This window comes from Acinetobacter sp. 797_lipA (genome assembly GCF_058243025.1).
Map to the genome: position 1 here is coordinate 996,574 of NZ_JBZAYQ010000001.1, position 13,511 is coordinate 1,010,084.

12 protein-coding genes and 1 pseudogene are annotated in these 13,511 nt (G+C 40.6%); 8 read left to right on the forward strand and 5 right to left on the reverse strand.

Annotation, left to right across the window (positions count from 1 at the left end; genetic code table 11):
• The first annotated feature begins 242 nt into the window (after positions 1–242).
• Positions 243–641 carry a hypothetical protein gene (locus AC4CU2_RS04825; RefSeq protein ID WP_010327226.1) on the forward strand — a complete coding sequence of 133 codons (399 nt, stop codon included), beginning with the start codon at positions 243–245 and terminating at the stop codon, positions 639–641.
• On the opposite strand, the gene AC4CU2_RS04830 is transcribed toward AC4CU2_RS04825, so the two are convergent.
• A complete protein-coding gene (locus AC4CU2_RS04830; protein WP_010327225.1) occupies positions 568–1,173 on the reverse strand; it encodes a GNAT family N-acetyltransferase in 606 nt (201 codons plus the stop codon). The genes AC4CU2_RS04825 and AC4CU2_RS04830 overlap by 74 nt on opposite strands.
• Positions 1,173–1,667, reverse strand: a complete 495-nt coding sequence (locus tag AC4CU2_RS04835; RefSeq protein WP_004695793.1) for an Lrp/AsnC family transcriptional regulator — start codon at positions 1,665–1,667, stop codon at positions 1,173–1,175. Before AC4CU2_RS04835 ends, AC4CU2_RS04830 begins: the two co-directional genes overlap by 1 nt.
• A gap of 114 nt (positions 1,668–1,781) precedes the next feature.
• Here AC4CU2_RS04835 and AC4CU2_RS04840 point away from each other — a divergent pair, with 114 nt between their 5' ends.
• From AC4CU2_RS04840 to AC4CU2_RS04870, 7 genes and pseudogenes are all read left to right on the forward strand, one after another.
• A complete protein-coding gene (locus tag AC4CU2_RS04840) occupies positions 1,782–2,387 on the forward strand; it encodes a LysE family translocator (RefSeq protein WP_010327224.1) in 606 nt (201 codons plus the stop codon).
• Positions 2,388–2,868: 481 nt separating this feature from the next.
• A complete protein-coding gene (locus tag AC4CU2_RS04845) occupies positions 2,869–3,621 on the forward strand; it encodes an electron transfer flavoprotein subunit beta/FixA family protein (protein ID WP_005400499.1) in 753 nt (250 codons plus the stop codon).
• Positions 3,622–3,638: 17 nt separating this feature from the next.
• Positions 3,639–4,574 carry an FAD-binding protein gene (locus AC4CU2_RS04850; protein WP_004982561.1) on the forward strand — a complete coding sequence of 312 codons (936 nt, stop codon included), beginning with the start codon at positions 3,639–3,641 and terminating at the stop codon, positions 4,572–4,574.
• 297 nt (positions 4,575–4,871) lie between these two features.
• On the forward strand, positions 4,872–5,480 hold the full coding sequence (locus AC4CU2_RS04855; protein WP_279691748.1) for a hypothetical protein: 609 nt from the start codon (positions 4,872–4,874) through the stop codon (positions 5,478–5,480).
• A 306-nt stretch (positions 5,481–5,786) separates the two neighbouring features.
• Complete coding sequence (gyrA, locus tag AC4CU2_RS04860; RefSeq protein WP_279691746.1) at positions 5,787–8,768, forward strand: DNA gyrase subunit A; 2,982 nt, start codon at positions 5,787–5,789, stop codon at positions 8,766–8,768.
• Positions 8,769–8,841: 73 nt separating this feature from the next.
• Positions 8,842–9,285 (forward strand): DUF3887 domain-containing protein, encoded by a 444-nt coding sequence (locus tag AC4CU2_RS04865; RefSeq protein ID WP_279691744.1) that lies wholly within the window; start codon positions 8,842–8,844, stop codon positions 9,283–9,285.
• A 68-nt stretch (positions 9,286–9,353) separates the two neighbouring features.
• Positions 9,354–10,105, forward strand: a pseudogene (locus AC4CU2_RS04870) (IS5 family transposase).
• A 30-nt stretch (positions 10,106–10,135) separates the two neighbouring features.
• Here the strand turns inward: AC4CU2_RS04870 and AC4CU2_RS04875 are convergent.
• The 3 genes from AC4CU2_RS04875 to AC4CU2_RS04885 are packed head-to-tail and all read right to left on the reverse strand — an operon-like array spanning position 10,136 to position 13,499.
• Positions 10,136–11,224, reverse strand: coding sequence for an ABC transporter permease (locus tag AC4CU2_RS04875; protein ID WP_279692242.1), 1,089 nt, complete (start codon positions 11,222–11,224; stop codon positions 10,136–10,138).
• Positions 11,221–12,351: an ABC transporter permease gene (locus tag AC4CU2_RS04880; protein WP_279692244.1), complete on the reverse strand. Its 1,131-nt coding sequence runs from the start codon at positions 12,349–12,351 to the stop codon at positions 11,221–11,223. The genes AC4CU2_RS04875 and AC4CU2_RS04880 overlap by 4 nt, the downstream gene beginning before the upstream one ends.
• Entirely contained in the window at positions 12,351–13,499 is a 1,149-nt protein-coding gene (locus AC4CU2_RS04885; protein WP_279692246.1) for an HlyD family secretion protein, read from the reverse strand. The genes AC4CU2_RS04880 and AC4CU2_RS04885 overlap by 1 nt, the downstream gene beginning before the upstream one ends.
• Positions 13,500–13,511 lie beyond the last annotated feature (12 nt).

The window sequence follows — 13,511 nt, forward strand, 5'->3', positions numbered from 1 at the left end:
AACGGCGTAAACACATTAGGGGATATCTATGAAAGCGCTAGGATGGACTGTGAGATTCGGCATTATTCTTGCTTGAATCAACTAGATCAATAAGTAGCAATGATCGCTCACTTTTGTTAGAAAAAGTGTGATTATGAACTTTTGTAGAATAATAAATCGGCAAAAAATAGAGTATAAACTTAAAAGAGGATGGGCTTAATGTTCCAGTTTAATGAAACGGTAGATTTAAGCTTATATTGAAGATGACAAATGTGAAAATAGGTCAGTATATGATTTCAGATATACAAGCAAAGTATGATCAACTCAGCTCCGCGCAAAAAGATATTTTTGCGGGCTATGGTTTGCGTCAGGTCAAACACTTTGTTGAAATTAGTTTAGCCAATATTGAGCCTGTACTGCCTGAAAATGCATTTGTTCAAGGCGTCAATGCAGCAGGTAAAGTTCAGGCTTTTAATGCAGAGACTGGGCAATACTATTTATGGATTTCCGATTTACAGTGGCAAGCGACTGCACAACCCTCAAATAGCATTGATTTAAAAGACGACTTTCTTGAAGTCTGGAAAATTTTTAATCTTGGACAATATGAATTGATTGATTTAAGTCATATTCATCGTGATTTTTTAGAAAGTCAGTTGGCTTAATGGCATAGAGCGTATATCGAAGCAGTGGGCTATTTTGATCAAGTTTAGGATGATTAAAATAGCCCCGATGTTGCATGCCGAGACGTTTCATTACCGCTTCAGAAGCCCTATTTTGAACTGCGGTAAAAGCAACAACCTCATCCAAGTCTAAAACCGAAAAAGCGAAATATAGGCAAGCCCGTGCAGCTTCTGTAGCATAGCCCTGATGCCAAAACTTCGAGTCCAATCGCCAACCGATTTCGACACAGGGTGAAAAATCAAAGCGTTCAGGTTGAGCATGTAAACCTGTAAATCCAATGAATTCCTGACTATGCTTTAGTTCAACTGCCCAGAAGCCCCAACCATTTTGATTGATGAATTGCTGAAACGTTTGCGCAAGGGCATCGCTTTCTGTTTGTGTGAGTGAACTAGGAAAATAACGCATCACTTGAGCATTGGCATTTAACTGTGCAAATGCAGGAAAGTCATCTGCGCGCCAAGCCCTTAGACGTAAACGCGCCGTTTCTATCGCAAACTTTAAATGCGTTGACATTAGATTTCATCAAGTGGGAGTTGGAAACTTTGTTTAATGATTTGACTTGGCAAGTCTGTTTTGACACTGGTAATGCCATTCTTTTTGGTCAAATGTGTGGATTGGAACTCGCGATAACTTTCTAAATCAGGTACTACAACTTTCAGCATTGCATCGCATTCCCCTAAAATAATGTAGCATTCCATGACTTGAGGGAGCTCTTTCATGGCTTCAATAAAGGTGTCGATGGTTTCGGCATCTTGACCGACCAGCCAAATACGTGAGAACAGAATCAGTTGAAGGCCAATTTTTTGTGGATCGACCACTGTGGTATAATTTTGAATAACACCTGCTTCTTCTAATAGTTTGACGCGTCTTAGGCATGAAGACGGTGATAGACCGATTTCTCGTGCTAAGTCATTATTTTGAATACGACCATTGTCTTGTAAGTGGCGAATGATATTTTTATCAATACGGTCAAGTTTTATGCGCACAGACTTTGGTGATTGTTTCATATCTTAGAATATAATTTGAAAAATACGTTTTATTATAGAATAAATTGAAAGCCAATTTTGTATTATTTCGCACATACTAATTTTCACTTTCTAATGGATGAAAGGGGAAAGGAAATGTCTGTATATGTACTCTTTGCACTGACCGTGCTGCCGCTGATTTTTACACCTGGGCCAGATATGTTATTTATTCTGTCTCAAGTTATGGGCAAAGATGCAAAAGCAGGCATGATGGCGACTGTCGGCGTATGTACAGGCTATTTACTACATTCAATTTTAGTGGCTTTGGGTATTGCTGCCATTATTGTGTCTTTCCCGCTTTTATTTGAAACCATCCGCTGGTTAGGCATTGCATATTTGTTGTATTTGGCCTTTGGTTTATTAAAGTCGGTTTTTAGTACTAAAAAATTGCAACTAGACCGAAAAACGGAAAATAACTTGATCAAAAAAGGCTTTTTTACCGCACTATTAAATCCCAAAGGTATGCTTATCTATTTTGCGATCTTGCCGCAATTTATCGACAAATCTGCCAACACTGTCAGTCAAGGTTTGATTTTATCTTTACTTTTTATCGCGATGATTTTTGTGGTCTACTGTAGTTTGAGTCTGGTTTTTGCAAAACTGACACAGAAGTCCCCAATAGATGAACGTAAACAAAAATGGATTGATGGTACTTCAGGTGGTTTGCTGGCATTGGCCGCGACATGGCTGATTGCCAATTAAACTCAGAGAAGCATGTCAAAATGGCATGCTTTTTTTTGAGGAAGTTTTTTAGAATGGTTAATAAAGCAGCAATATTGTGTCATCGTATATCTAGAATAATGAGTATTTGAATCTAAGGCTGTGTGATCTATCTTAAATGACAGATTTGTGAAGCCTGATAAAGATGTGAACAGACAGTCAATAATCTATTTGATGGTGAATATTAGAGAAAAGAAATCAAATCTTTGAATAATGTAAATCAGATAAAAATATAATAAAAATCATAACTTAATCTGAGTGCGATTTTGTGCAAATATAGTGCGTACAAAAAAGTATGAACGCGTCGTTCAGCTAAATTTACGCATTTTTACAGCTCTTTGGTGAATTGTGACTTGACCGAAATGCCGTACACATTGCAAGATAGGGCACCTAAAAAAATTTAAGTGAAGAGTTAAACTAACTTTTCTCAACATTTACATTTGCTAAAACAGCCGAGGATTACATGAAGGCTCTTGTTGCTGTAAAACGTGTGGTTGATGCCAACGTTAAAGTTCGCGTTAAGCCGGACAACAGTGGTGTTGACTTAACCAACGTTAAAATGTCAATTAACCCATTCTGTGAAATCGCAGTGGAAGAAGCGGTTCGCTTAAAAGAAAAAGGAACTGTTTCAGAAATCATCGTTGTTTCTATTGGTCCTAAAGAAGCGCAAGAGCAAATCCGTTCTGCAATGGCGCTTGGTGCTGACCGCGGTATCTTGGTTGAAGCTGATGACAGCCAACTGGGTGCTTTAGAAATTGCGAAAGTGTTGAAAGGCGTTGTTGACGCTGAACAACCTCAGTTGATTCTACTTGGTAAGCAAGCAATTGATGATGACTCTAACCAAGTTGGCCAAATGCTTGGTGCGCTTCTAGGTGCAGGTCAAGGTACTTTTGCTTCTGAAGTTAAAGTTGATGGCGACAAAGTACAAGTAACTCGTGAAATCGACGGTGGTTTACAAACTGTTGAACTTGCACTTCCAGCGATCATCACCACTGACTTACGTTTGAACGAGCCACGTTATGCTGCTCTTCCAAACATCATGAAAGCGCGTAAAAAACCGCTGGATACGAAGTCTCCTGCTGATTTTGGTGTTTCTACAACAACTAAACTTAAAACAGTTAAAGTTGAAGCGCCTGCTGAACGTAAAGCTGGCGTACAAGTGAAGTCTGTAGACGAACTTGTAGAAAAACTAAAAAATGAAGCGAAAGTGATCTAATACAGAAGGATAAAATCATGAGTATTTTAGTTATCGCTGAGCACGACAACAAAGCACTAAATGGTGCAACTTTAAACGTTGTTGCTGCAGCTCAAAAAATCGGTGGTGATATCACTGTATTAGTTGCTGGTTCTGGCGCTCAAGCTGTTGCTGATGCTGCTGCAAAAGTTGCGGGTGTAAGCAAAGTATTACTTGCTGACAACGCAGTTTACGCAAACCAATTGGCTGAAAACGTTGCAGCTTTGGTTGCAGATATTGCTAAAGGTGGTTTCAAACACGTATTGGCTGCATCAACTACAACGGGTAAGAATATTCTTCCACGTGTGGCTGCTCTTCTTGATGTCAGCATGATTACAGACATCATTGCTGTTGAATCTGCAAATACGTTCAAGCGTCCAATCTATGCAGGTAACGCGATTGCAACAGTTCAGTCTGATGAAGCAATCATTGTTGGTACTGTACGTGGTACAGCATTTGACCCTGTCGCTGCTGAAGGTGGTTCTGCTGCGGTTGAAGCTGTAAGCGAAGCAAAAGATGCGGGTATTTCTAAGTTTGTTGCTGAAGAGATCGTAAAATCTGAACGCCCAGAATTAACTGCTGCGCGTATCGTGGTTTCAGGTGGTCGTGGTGTGGGTTCAGGTGAGAACTACCATACTGTTCTTGATCCGTTGGCTGACAAATTGGGCGCCGCTCAAGGTGCATCACGTGCTGCGGTTGACGCTGGCTTCGTTCCAAACGACATGCAAGTAGGCCAAACAGGTAAAATTGTTGCTCCTGATCTGTATATCGCTGTAGGTATCTCTGGTGCGATCCAGCACTTGGCAGGTATGAAAGACTCTAAAGTGATCGTTGCGATCAACAAAGACGAAGAAGCACCTATCAATGCAGTAGCAGATTACTGGTTAGTAGGTGATTTGAATACCGTTGTTCCAGAGTTAGTATCTAAAATCTAATTCCTGACAACGTTTCAAAAAAACGCTTTTGTGCAAGCAGTTTAAGCAATGCTTAACTGCGATGTGCAGGAGCGTTTTTTTATGTACTAAAGCTGTTCTTTAATATTATAAAAATCAAAATCACTCGATATTTATTTTGTTATTTTAAGTCCTTGTATTCTGAAAATAATAATGAAAATTTAAGCATTTCTTTAGATGAGTGTGCATCTGAATATTCAGATTTATGATACTATTTGCCATCCATTTTTAAGCTTAACTTACACAAAAACATTTTTTGTTAAGTTGGGAGTTGTAATCTTGCTGATTGATACGCGTGTATCTTGGTCTGTTTTGATCCTTGCTGTTCTGTGTCTAATTTTTCCATTTTTAGCTGATCTGCAGTTTCCACTTTTAGGTGGTGCTGTTGTACGTGGCGTGGAAAATATTCAAGCGTTACTTTTATTGATATTTGCTGTATTTAGCTATTTTTACATGCAACCGATGCGTCTTTCTGATGGTAAAAAGTATTTTTGGATCTGGGCTGTGCTGTGGTGGTTGCTTTTGTTTGGACGTAGCACCAGTTGGGGTAGAGACTATTTCCCTGAAGTCCCAAAAGTATATTTTCGTGGCATCTCGGTAGTTTTGATTGGTTCAGTCGTATTTATGTTGTTGGTTAAACCATTGCGCCATGAGATTGCGATAAAAATGAAGAACATTACGATACCTGCTTGGGCAATGCTGCTCACGGTGTTGGGTTTGATTATTTCTGACGGCATTGAACACAGTCGCATTTATGGTGGAATTTTCTTACATCAGATTGCTTATAAAGACCTGATGGAGGAGCTATATGAGTTTCCTTTAATATTGGGCTTGTTTATGGTGGCATTTCATATTATGCGGCGCGATAAGCAAGGGATCGATCGGTAAGTCCAAAGATAGGCAAGACATGGCTTAAAGCTCTCAAAAATGAGGGCTTTTTTGCATTTTATGCAACGCTGATAGGGAATGTGATGGAGCCGTAAATGTACATCCTATACATGTGTAAAAAATAACCCCTAAATTAAAGAAAATTAACGAGATTAACTGTGGTGACGTGACACAAAAATCAGAGTGTTTATGCTATAATTTACGGCTATATTTCAGTTTTTAGTTCAGTATTTTGAACTAATAATTTTGCAAGTTTTACGACATATAAATGCAAGCGGTTTTACGTTTGTAGAATAAGGAGTATGCATGAGCGTATCGGAAATCAGACCGATTGCGATTGAGGATGAACTCAAGAACTCGTATCTTGACTATGCAATGAGCGTGATTGTTTCTCGTGCTTTGCCAGATGTTCGAGATGGTCTAAAACCTGTTCATCGTCGTGTGCTTTATGCAATGCACGAATTGGGTAATGACTACAACAAAGCTTATAAAAAGTCTGCCCGCGTGGTTGGTGATGTGATCGGTAAATATCACCCACATGGTGATTCTGCTGTTTATGAAACCATTGTTCGTATGGCTCAAGACTTTAGCTTGCGTTATCAATTGGTTGATGGTCAGGGGAACTTTGGTTCGGTCGATGGCGATAGCGCGGCTGCGATGCGTTACACCGAAGTTCGTATGCGTAAGTTGACTCATGAAATTCTTGCTGATCTTGAAAAAGATACGGTGGATTGGGAAGACAACTACGACGGTTCTGAACGCATTCCGCAAGTGATGCCAACGCGTATTCCTAACTTACTGATTAACGGTACTACAGGTATTGCTGTGGGTATGGCGACTAATATGGCGCCGCACAACATGACTGAAGTGGTGAACGCTTGTTTGGCTTATGCTGAAAACCCAAATATTTCAATTGAAGGATTAATGGAATATATTTCGGGTCCAGACTTTCCTACAGGTGGCATTATTTACGGTAAAGCGGGCATTGTTGATGCTTACCGTACGGGTAAAGGTCGTTTGCATATTCGTGGTAAATACCACTTTGAAGAAGACCAAAAAACAGGTCGTACCACGATCGTTTTCACAGAAATTCCATATCAAGTCAACAAAGCGAAAACCATTGAACGTATCGCTGAGTTGGTGAAAGAGAAAAAACTGGAAGGTATTTCTGAACTACGTGATGAATCTGACAAAGATGGGATGCGTATTGCTATCGACTTAAAGCGTGGTGAAAACGCTGAAGTTGTGGTGAATAACTTATTCCAAAACACGCAGTTGGAAAACTCTTTCAGCATTAACATGGTGTGCTTAGACAACGGCCAGCCAAAGTTAATGAACTTGAAAGACATTGTTGCGGCATTTATTCGTCACCGCCAAGAAGTAGTGACGCGTCGTACCATGTTTGAGTTGCGTAAAGCACGTGAACGTGGCCATATTTTAGAAGGTTTGACGGTAGCATTAGCAAATATTGATGCGATCATTGAAACCATTAAAACTTCTGCAAACCCGGCTGAGGCGCGTGAGCGTTTACAAGCAGGTGAGTGGGCAGCAGGCAATGTAATTGCACTGCTTGAAAAAGCAGGTTCTGTTTCTGTACGTCCAGACGAAATTGAAGGTGAAGATCCAAGTCGTCCGTTTGGTTTAGCTGGCCAGATATATCGTTTATCGCCTGCGCAAGTTGGTGCGATTCTTGAACTTCGTTTGCACCGTTTAACGGGTCTTGAACAAGACAAGTTACAAGCTGAATATACTGAAATTTTAGGTCAAATTACTGAACTCACAGCGATTTTAAATGACTTCAATTTATTGATGGGCGTGATTAAAGAAGAATTAGCTTTAATTTTGCAACAATACGGCGATGCTCGTCGTACTGCAATTGTTGAGTCTCGTATTGATTTCTCGCGTGAAGATTTAATTCCTGAAGAGCAAGTGGTACTGACTGTTTCAAAAACAGGTTATGCGAAAACTCAACCACTTTCAGACTATGCTGCGCAGCGTCGTGGTGGACGTGGTAAATCTGCAACATCGATGAAAGAAGATGACTACATCCAGCATCTGATTGTGACCTCTAACCATGCCACAGTGTTGTGCTTTACCAATGTTGGTAAAGTCTATCGCCTGAGAGTGTTTGAAGTGCCTCAAGCATCGCGTGGTTCAAAAGGTCGCCCAATGGTGAACTTATTGCCACTGGATGCCGATGAGACAATCACAGCAATTCTTCCTGTGATTGATGCGCCGAAGAAATTTAAAGAACGCTTAGCTGAGTTCAAAAACTTTGTGCGTAGCAATGTCGCGACATTACGTGAAAATAGTATTATCGACGCGCATTATGAAGCATTAAAAGCTTCATTCGATGAGTTGGCTGAAGATGCTGATGAACTTTCTGATGCATTACGTAAGCAATTGAAAGAGTTGGGTGTTGAGCTTTCAACAACAGATTTGGACAATGAAACAGTTGCTGAATTTGCTGATCTTGCAGAGAAAATGCGTAAGAACTTTTTTGTATTTATGGCAACTGCATCTGGTACAGTTAAGCGTGTTGAATTAGAACAATTTAGTAATGTTCGTTCAAATGGCTTACGTGCAATTGAGCTGAAAGAAGAAGATACCTTGATTGGTGTTGCAATCACCGATGGCGAACAGCAAATCATGTTGTTCTCAAATGAAGGTAAGGCAATTCGCTTCTCTGAAACTGATGCACGTGTGATGGGACGTACTGCAAAAGGGGTGCGTGGTATGCGTGTCACTTTAGCTGCAGCCCAGGCCGAAGATGATGGTGAAACCGACACAGATTCAGATGATGAAGAATCTTCTGATTTAAGTGTGGCGAGCCGTATTGTTTCATTGGTTGTTGTGCCTGAAACTGGCGAAGTACTGTGTGCTTCTGCAAATGGTTATGGTAAACGTACGCCAGTAGATGACTTCCCAACCAAGAAACGTGGTGGTAAAGGCGTCATTGCAATCAAAACATCTGAACGTAACGGTGAGTTGGTTGGTGCGGTTGCCATTGATGAATCTAAAGAGTTGATGTTGATTTCTGATGGCGGTACTTTAGTTCGTACTCGTGCCTCTGAAGTTGCTAGAACGGGTCGTAATGCACAAGGTGTACGTCTGATTCGTTTAGGTAATGAAGAAATCTTGGTTGGTGTCGTTGCTGTTGAAGCAGTTGAAGTCGAAGACGATATTTTAGATGCTTCTATGGAAACAACTGAAGAAACTGTGGTTGACGAAGTAAATGTAGATGCATCTGAAAATACAACAGATACCAATAGATCGAACGAAGACTAACTGAATGAAAAAGAAAAGGGCGCTTCGGCGTCCTTTTTCGTGTTGGTGATGACCGAGTGGTGGATAAGATTTTATGAAAGCAAAATTACTGGTTTTGAGTTGTGCGTTGGCTTTAACAGCGTGTGATAAATTGGGACAACAGGCATTGGATTCGATCCCAAATCCGAGTCCTGCTCAAGAGAAAGCAGCTCAGCAAGCTTATCAAGCCTTTACTCAGGGCGATTTTCCGCAGCTCTATACTTATTTTGAGCCAGAGTTACAGCGTAAATTTAAAACTCATGAAAAAGACATGCGAAAATTTGCAAAATCGATTCCTAAACAAGCCATAACGACTCAAAAAATTGTATCGAAACACATTGAAAAATCGACAGAAAAACCAAGTTTGTATGCATTTACCTATGAGTATGCTTATAGCAATAAAAACCTAGTTCAATATGATGTTGGTTTTGATAAGGCAGGTGGAAGCATAAAAATTCGTAGCTTTGATGTCAAACTTTATGGGGCTTCAACGGATTAAATGGGTAGGATTGCTATTAGGGCTTGTTGAGAATTAACAAAGGCTACTGATTAATTTATAATAGTACTATGGATAGATACATACTTACTGATGCCCAATGGGCAAAAATGGAACCTTTTTGCCTAGGTAAAGTGACCGATCGAGGTCGTAGTGGAAAAGATAATCGATTATTTTTAGAAGCAGTCCTATGGATTGCCCGTACAGGCAGTCCATGGCGTGATCTACCTCCTCATTTTGGTAAATGGAATACCGTCTTTAAAAGATACCGTGATTGGGTGAAAGCTGGTGTATTTGAAACTATTTTTGCATCTGTAAATGAAGATGTTGATTTGGAATACGCCATGATTGATGGAACGATTGTTAAAGTTCATCGACATGGGCAAGGTGCAAAAGGGGGACTTTCAAACAGTCTATAGGTAAATCTCGAGGTGGAATGACCTGTAAAATTCTTGTCTTAGTGGATAGTCTAGGCAACCTTATTAAATTTCGATTAATGCCTGGTCAATATCACGATTTAGTAGAAACCAAACCTTTAATTGAAGATGTTGATTTTCAAGCATTACTGGCTGATAAAGCATTTGATGCAGATTGGCTCATCCAAGAACTCAATGAACGTAAAGTGAAAGTGGTGATCCCACCTAAATCTAATCGAAAAGTAATGAGAGCATTTGATACGATTATGTATAAATGGCGTCATCTCATTGAAAACTATTTCTGTAAGTTAAAAGAATTTAAACGTATAGCGATGCGTAGTTGTAAAACAGATACGAGTTTTGAAGCCATGATTCAATTGTGCGCGAGTTTAATTAACTCTCGGTAATTCTCAACAGACCCTAATACGTTCTAAAATTTAGCGATGCTTGAGACGCCAATAAGCAAATGCTGCGCAAGCTATACCAAACACAAAGAGATACAGGAGTTTCGGCAGAATAAGTACAGTTGGTACACCCATTTGGTTCAGTTGAATAAACATTTGAATCCCTTGGGTCGATGGCAAAACATTGCCCAAGTATTGCATCCAAGCGGGCATTGCGGCGTGTGGCCATGCTGTTCCTGAAAGTAGAAATAGCGGAATAGAGGTAAATACAATGACATGTCCTGGACGTTCAGGCATATCGAAAAATGTTGAAATCAACATGCCTAAAGCCACGATACAGCCTATAAAAATCGGCACGGCCAGTAACATGCCACTAAAATTCCCCCCATGTGGGTAGTCATTTAACCAATAAATAAAGCCAAATAAATATAAACAACCGAGCATACCAATGGTCAGAATGGCGCAAAAAATCGCAAAAAATTCCGTCGTCGTTGGTTGCCATTTCTGTTCGCGGTATCCGGCCAATAACATCCCTAAACCGAGTACGATGGTTTGATGAATAATCAGCGGAGCAATGGCTGGGAAAATATAACTGCCATAACCAGACATGGTGTTAAAAAGCGGCGTTTGATGAATGGAAATGGCTGGAGAAAAGTGCGAAATATTGCCAAATTTTTCCACATACTCGTGTACAGCATTTTCAATTGAGGTAGCGAGACCTAGTCCAATTTGCTTGGTTTTTAAAAAGTTTGCCGCGCTGAGATAGAGCCCAATCCCACCGACTTCGCCATGTCGAAGACTATTGGAAAGGTTCTCGGGTAAGAGCAAAATACCATCTGCTTGCTGTTGTTTAATCATATTTTCAGCATCGAGGAAATTGCCTGTCACAGCTTTCACTTCAACATTTGGACTGAGCGAAACTTGCTGAATGATGTTATTGGTCACGATACTTTGTTCTTCATCCACAATCACAATGGGCAAAGCTTCTGCTTGCTGTGCTTTGTAGGCAGTCGGATAGAAAACACTATAGAAAATCACCGAGAGGATGAGCGTGGTTAAAATCGATTGATTAGCGATAATGTCTTTAAATGTCTTGATGTAATAGTGCAAAAATGACTTCATGACACTGCTCCTTTGATTTGTTTTTTGAGGAGCAGGACAGAGGTTACAGCGTAAAAGACCACATAGAGGATAAGTATGAGTAAAGGCAAAAGGGATGAACTGATTGGGCTACCAATGACCCATTGTTCGGTTTGTAGTTTGGCATAAGGTGTGTAAGGGATAATATTGGCCCAAAATTTGGTAAACAGTGGTGCGTTATTTAAGGGGAGCGTCACTCCTGCAAAACTGAGTGATGAGCCGCCGTACACAGCAATTAAACCAAAGGTTTTGGATAAGTTATTGGTGGCTAAAACAATGGTGCTACTGATCAAGGCATAGGCACTATAAAATAAAAGCTGTGCCAACATGATCAACCAAAGTTGACCTGCAACAAACCAACCGCGAATCTCAATCAGCCAAAACATCCACGCCCATGTCCATAAGCTAAAAATAAGTACATAGGTCAGGTTTTTCGTGAGGATGGCTTTAAAAGCAGATTGGTTGTTTAGCCAATTTTGCGCTGTATGAAACTTAAATTCTTGACCGACTGAAAATGCGACACAGCAGCAGAGTAGTAAATGCAAAATTGCAGGAATCATAAAGGGTTCTAAATAGAACTCATAACTCAAATTTGGGTTGTATAAGGTCGAAATTTTAACGTGTGGTGTAGGTACATCTAAATAAGGAATAGTATTTTCTAAATAGCTTTCACCAGCATAGTCTGCCATGGCTTCAACTGTGCTGAGTAACATGGCTGATGAAATGGTGTTCCCCACACTAAAGTAACTTTGGTTATAGGCAATGCTGATTTCAGCATCTTTAGCTTGAACAAAACGTTGTTCGGCGCCATTGGGAATACTGACGTAACCCCAAACTTTGGTTTGGTTCAGCAGCTTTTCAACTTCGGTATTTTGATCACTGACGATGGTGACATCTAAAGTATGGTTGAGTCTTAAGTAGCGCTGTATGTTTTGGCTTAGCTCACTTTGGTCCTGATCAATAATCGCAATAGGCAAATGTTCGGGTTTACCTTGGGCAAACATACTGGAAAACAGTACGATAATAAACAGTGGGGCAAGCGTGACTAAACATAGATCCCACTTATGTTTGAGTAAATAGTTCAGTTCCCGCAGTAGCCCACTTAGCATTATTTGCTCTCTTTGACTTTAAACAACACACTCATGCCAACTTTTAGGTCTGGAATAGCTTGCGAAGGCGTCAAATGAACTTTAAAGCTACGAATGTCATAGCCTCCTGTTTGGCGTGTGGTCTTAATGGTGGCAAATTCGCCTTCGGCATCAATATTCTTAATATTAAAGTTGGTATTCAGGTTTAAGGCTGGAATAAAGCCTTCAATTTGTTTTGCCTGATAGATGTTGGCGTATTGGTCTTCACGAATATTCAGTGATACCCAAAGCTCGCGATCTTGAATAATACTCACAATCGGTACCCCCATCGCTACCAATTCAGAGGGTTTGCCATAAGTTTTAGAGACAGTACCGTCAATAGGTGAGAGTAGTTTGGTTTCAGCTTCAAGTGCATTGACTTCAGCAACAGCTGCTTTTGCAATTTGCACTTGCGCATCTGCTGAACTTTTTTGCTGTGGCGTGCTGCCACGTTCAGCCCGAGCATATTGTTGATATGCCGCTTCTGTCATTTGAGCGGCTGATTGTGCTGCGGCTTGCATTTCATCGCGACGTTGGCGTGAGATGACACCTTGTTGGTACAAGTTTGCACCACGTTGATAGGTGGTTTGTGCCAAAGCTTGCTGTGCTTTCAGTGCTTGCCAGTTGGCGTATAAACTCGCAATATTTTCTTCCTGAGAGCCACGTTCAGCGGTGGATTGGAGTGCTAAAGCAGCCTGTAAGCTGGCCAGTGCTTGCTGTTTTTTGGCATCGACTTCAGGGCTATACAGTCGAACGAGTTCTTGATTTTTGCTGATCTTCTGTCCGTCATGTACATAAATCTCATCAATTCGACTTGGCACTTTGGTACTGACATGGATCGTTTCTGCTTCAACCCGACCTTGGATTTCAACCGTTTTTGGTTGATAGGCCTTCCACAGTCCAAAAGCAATCACGATGAATAGAATAATGAGAGCAAGGCCCCCAATCAGCTTGATTGCTTTGGACTTTTGCTCAGTGTTTGTATTGGCTGATGCTGGCTTAGTCTGTTCGCTCTCAGCTTGTACCTGCTCTTGAGCATCATTTGTGGTTAATTCCTCTGTTGATGGCACCACTTGATCTTCTTGTTTTTCAGGTTTTTTCGGATCAGATAGGTTTTGATCTTGATTCATTAAATGGCTCTC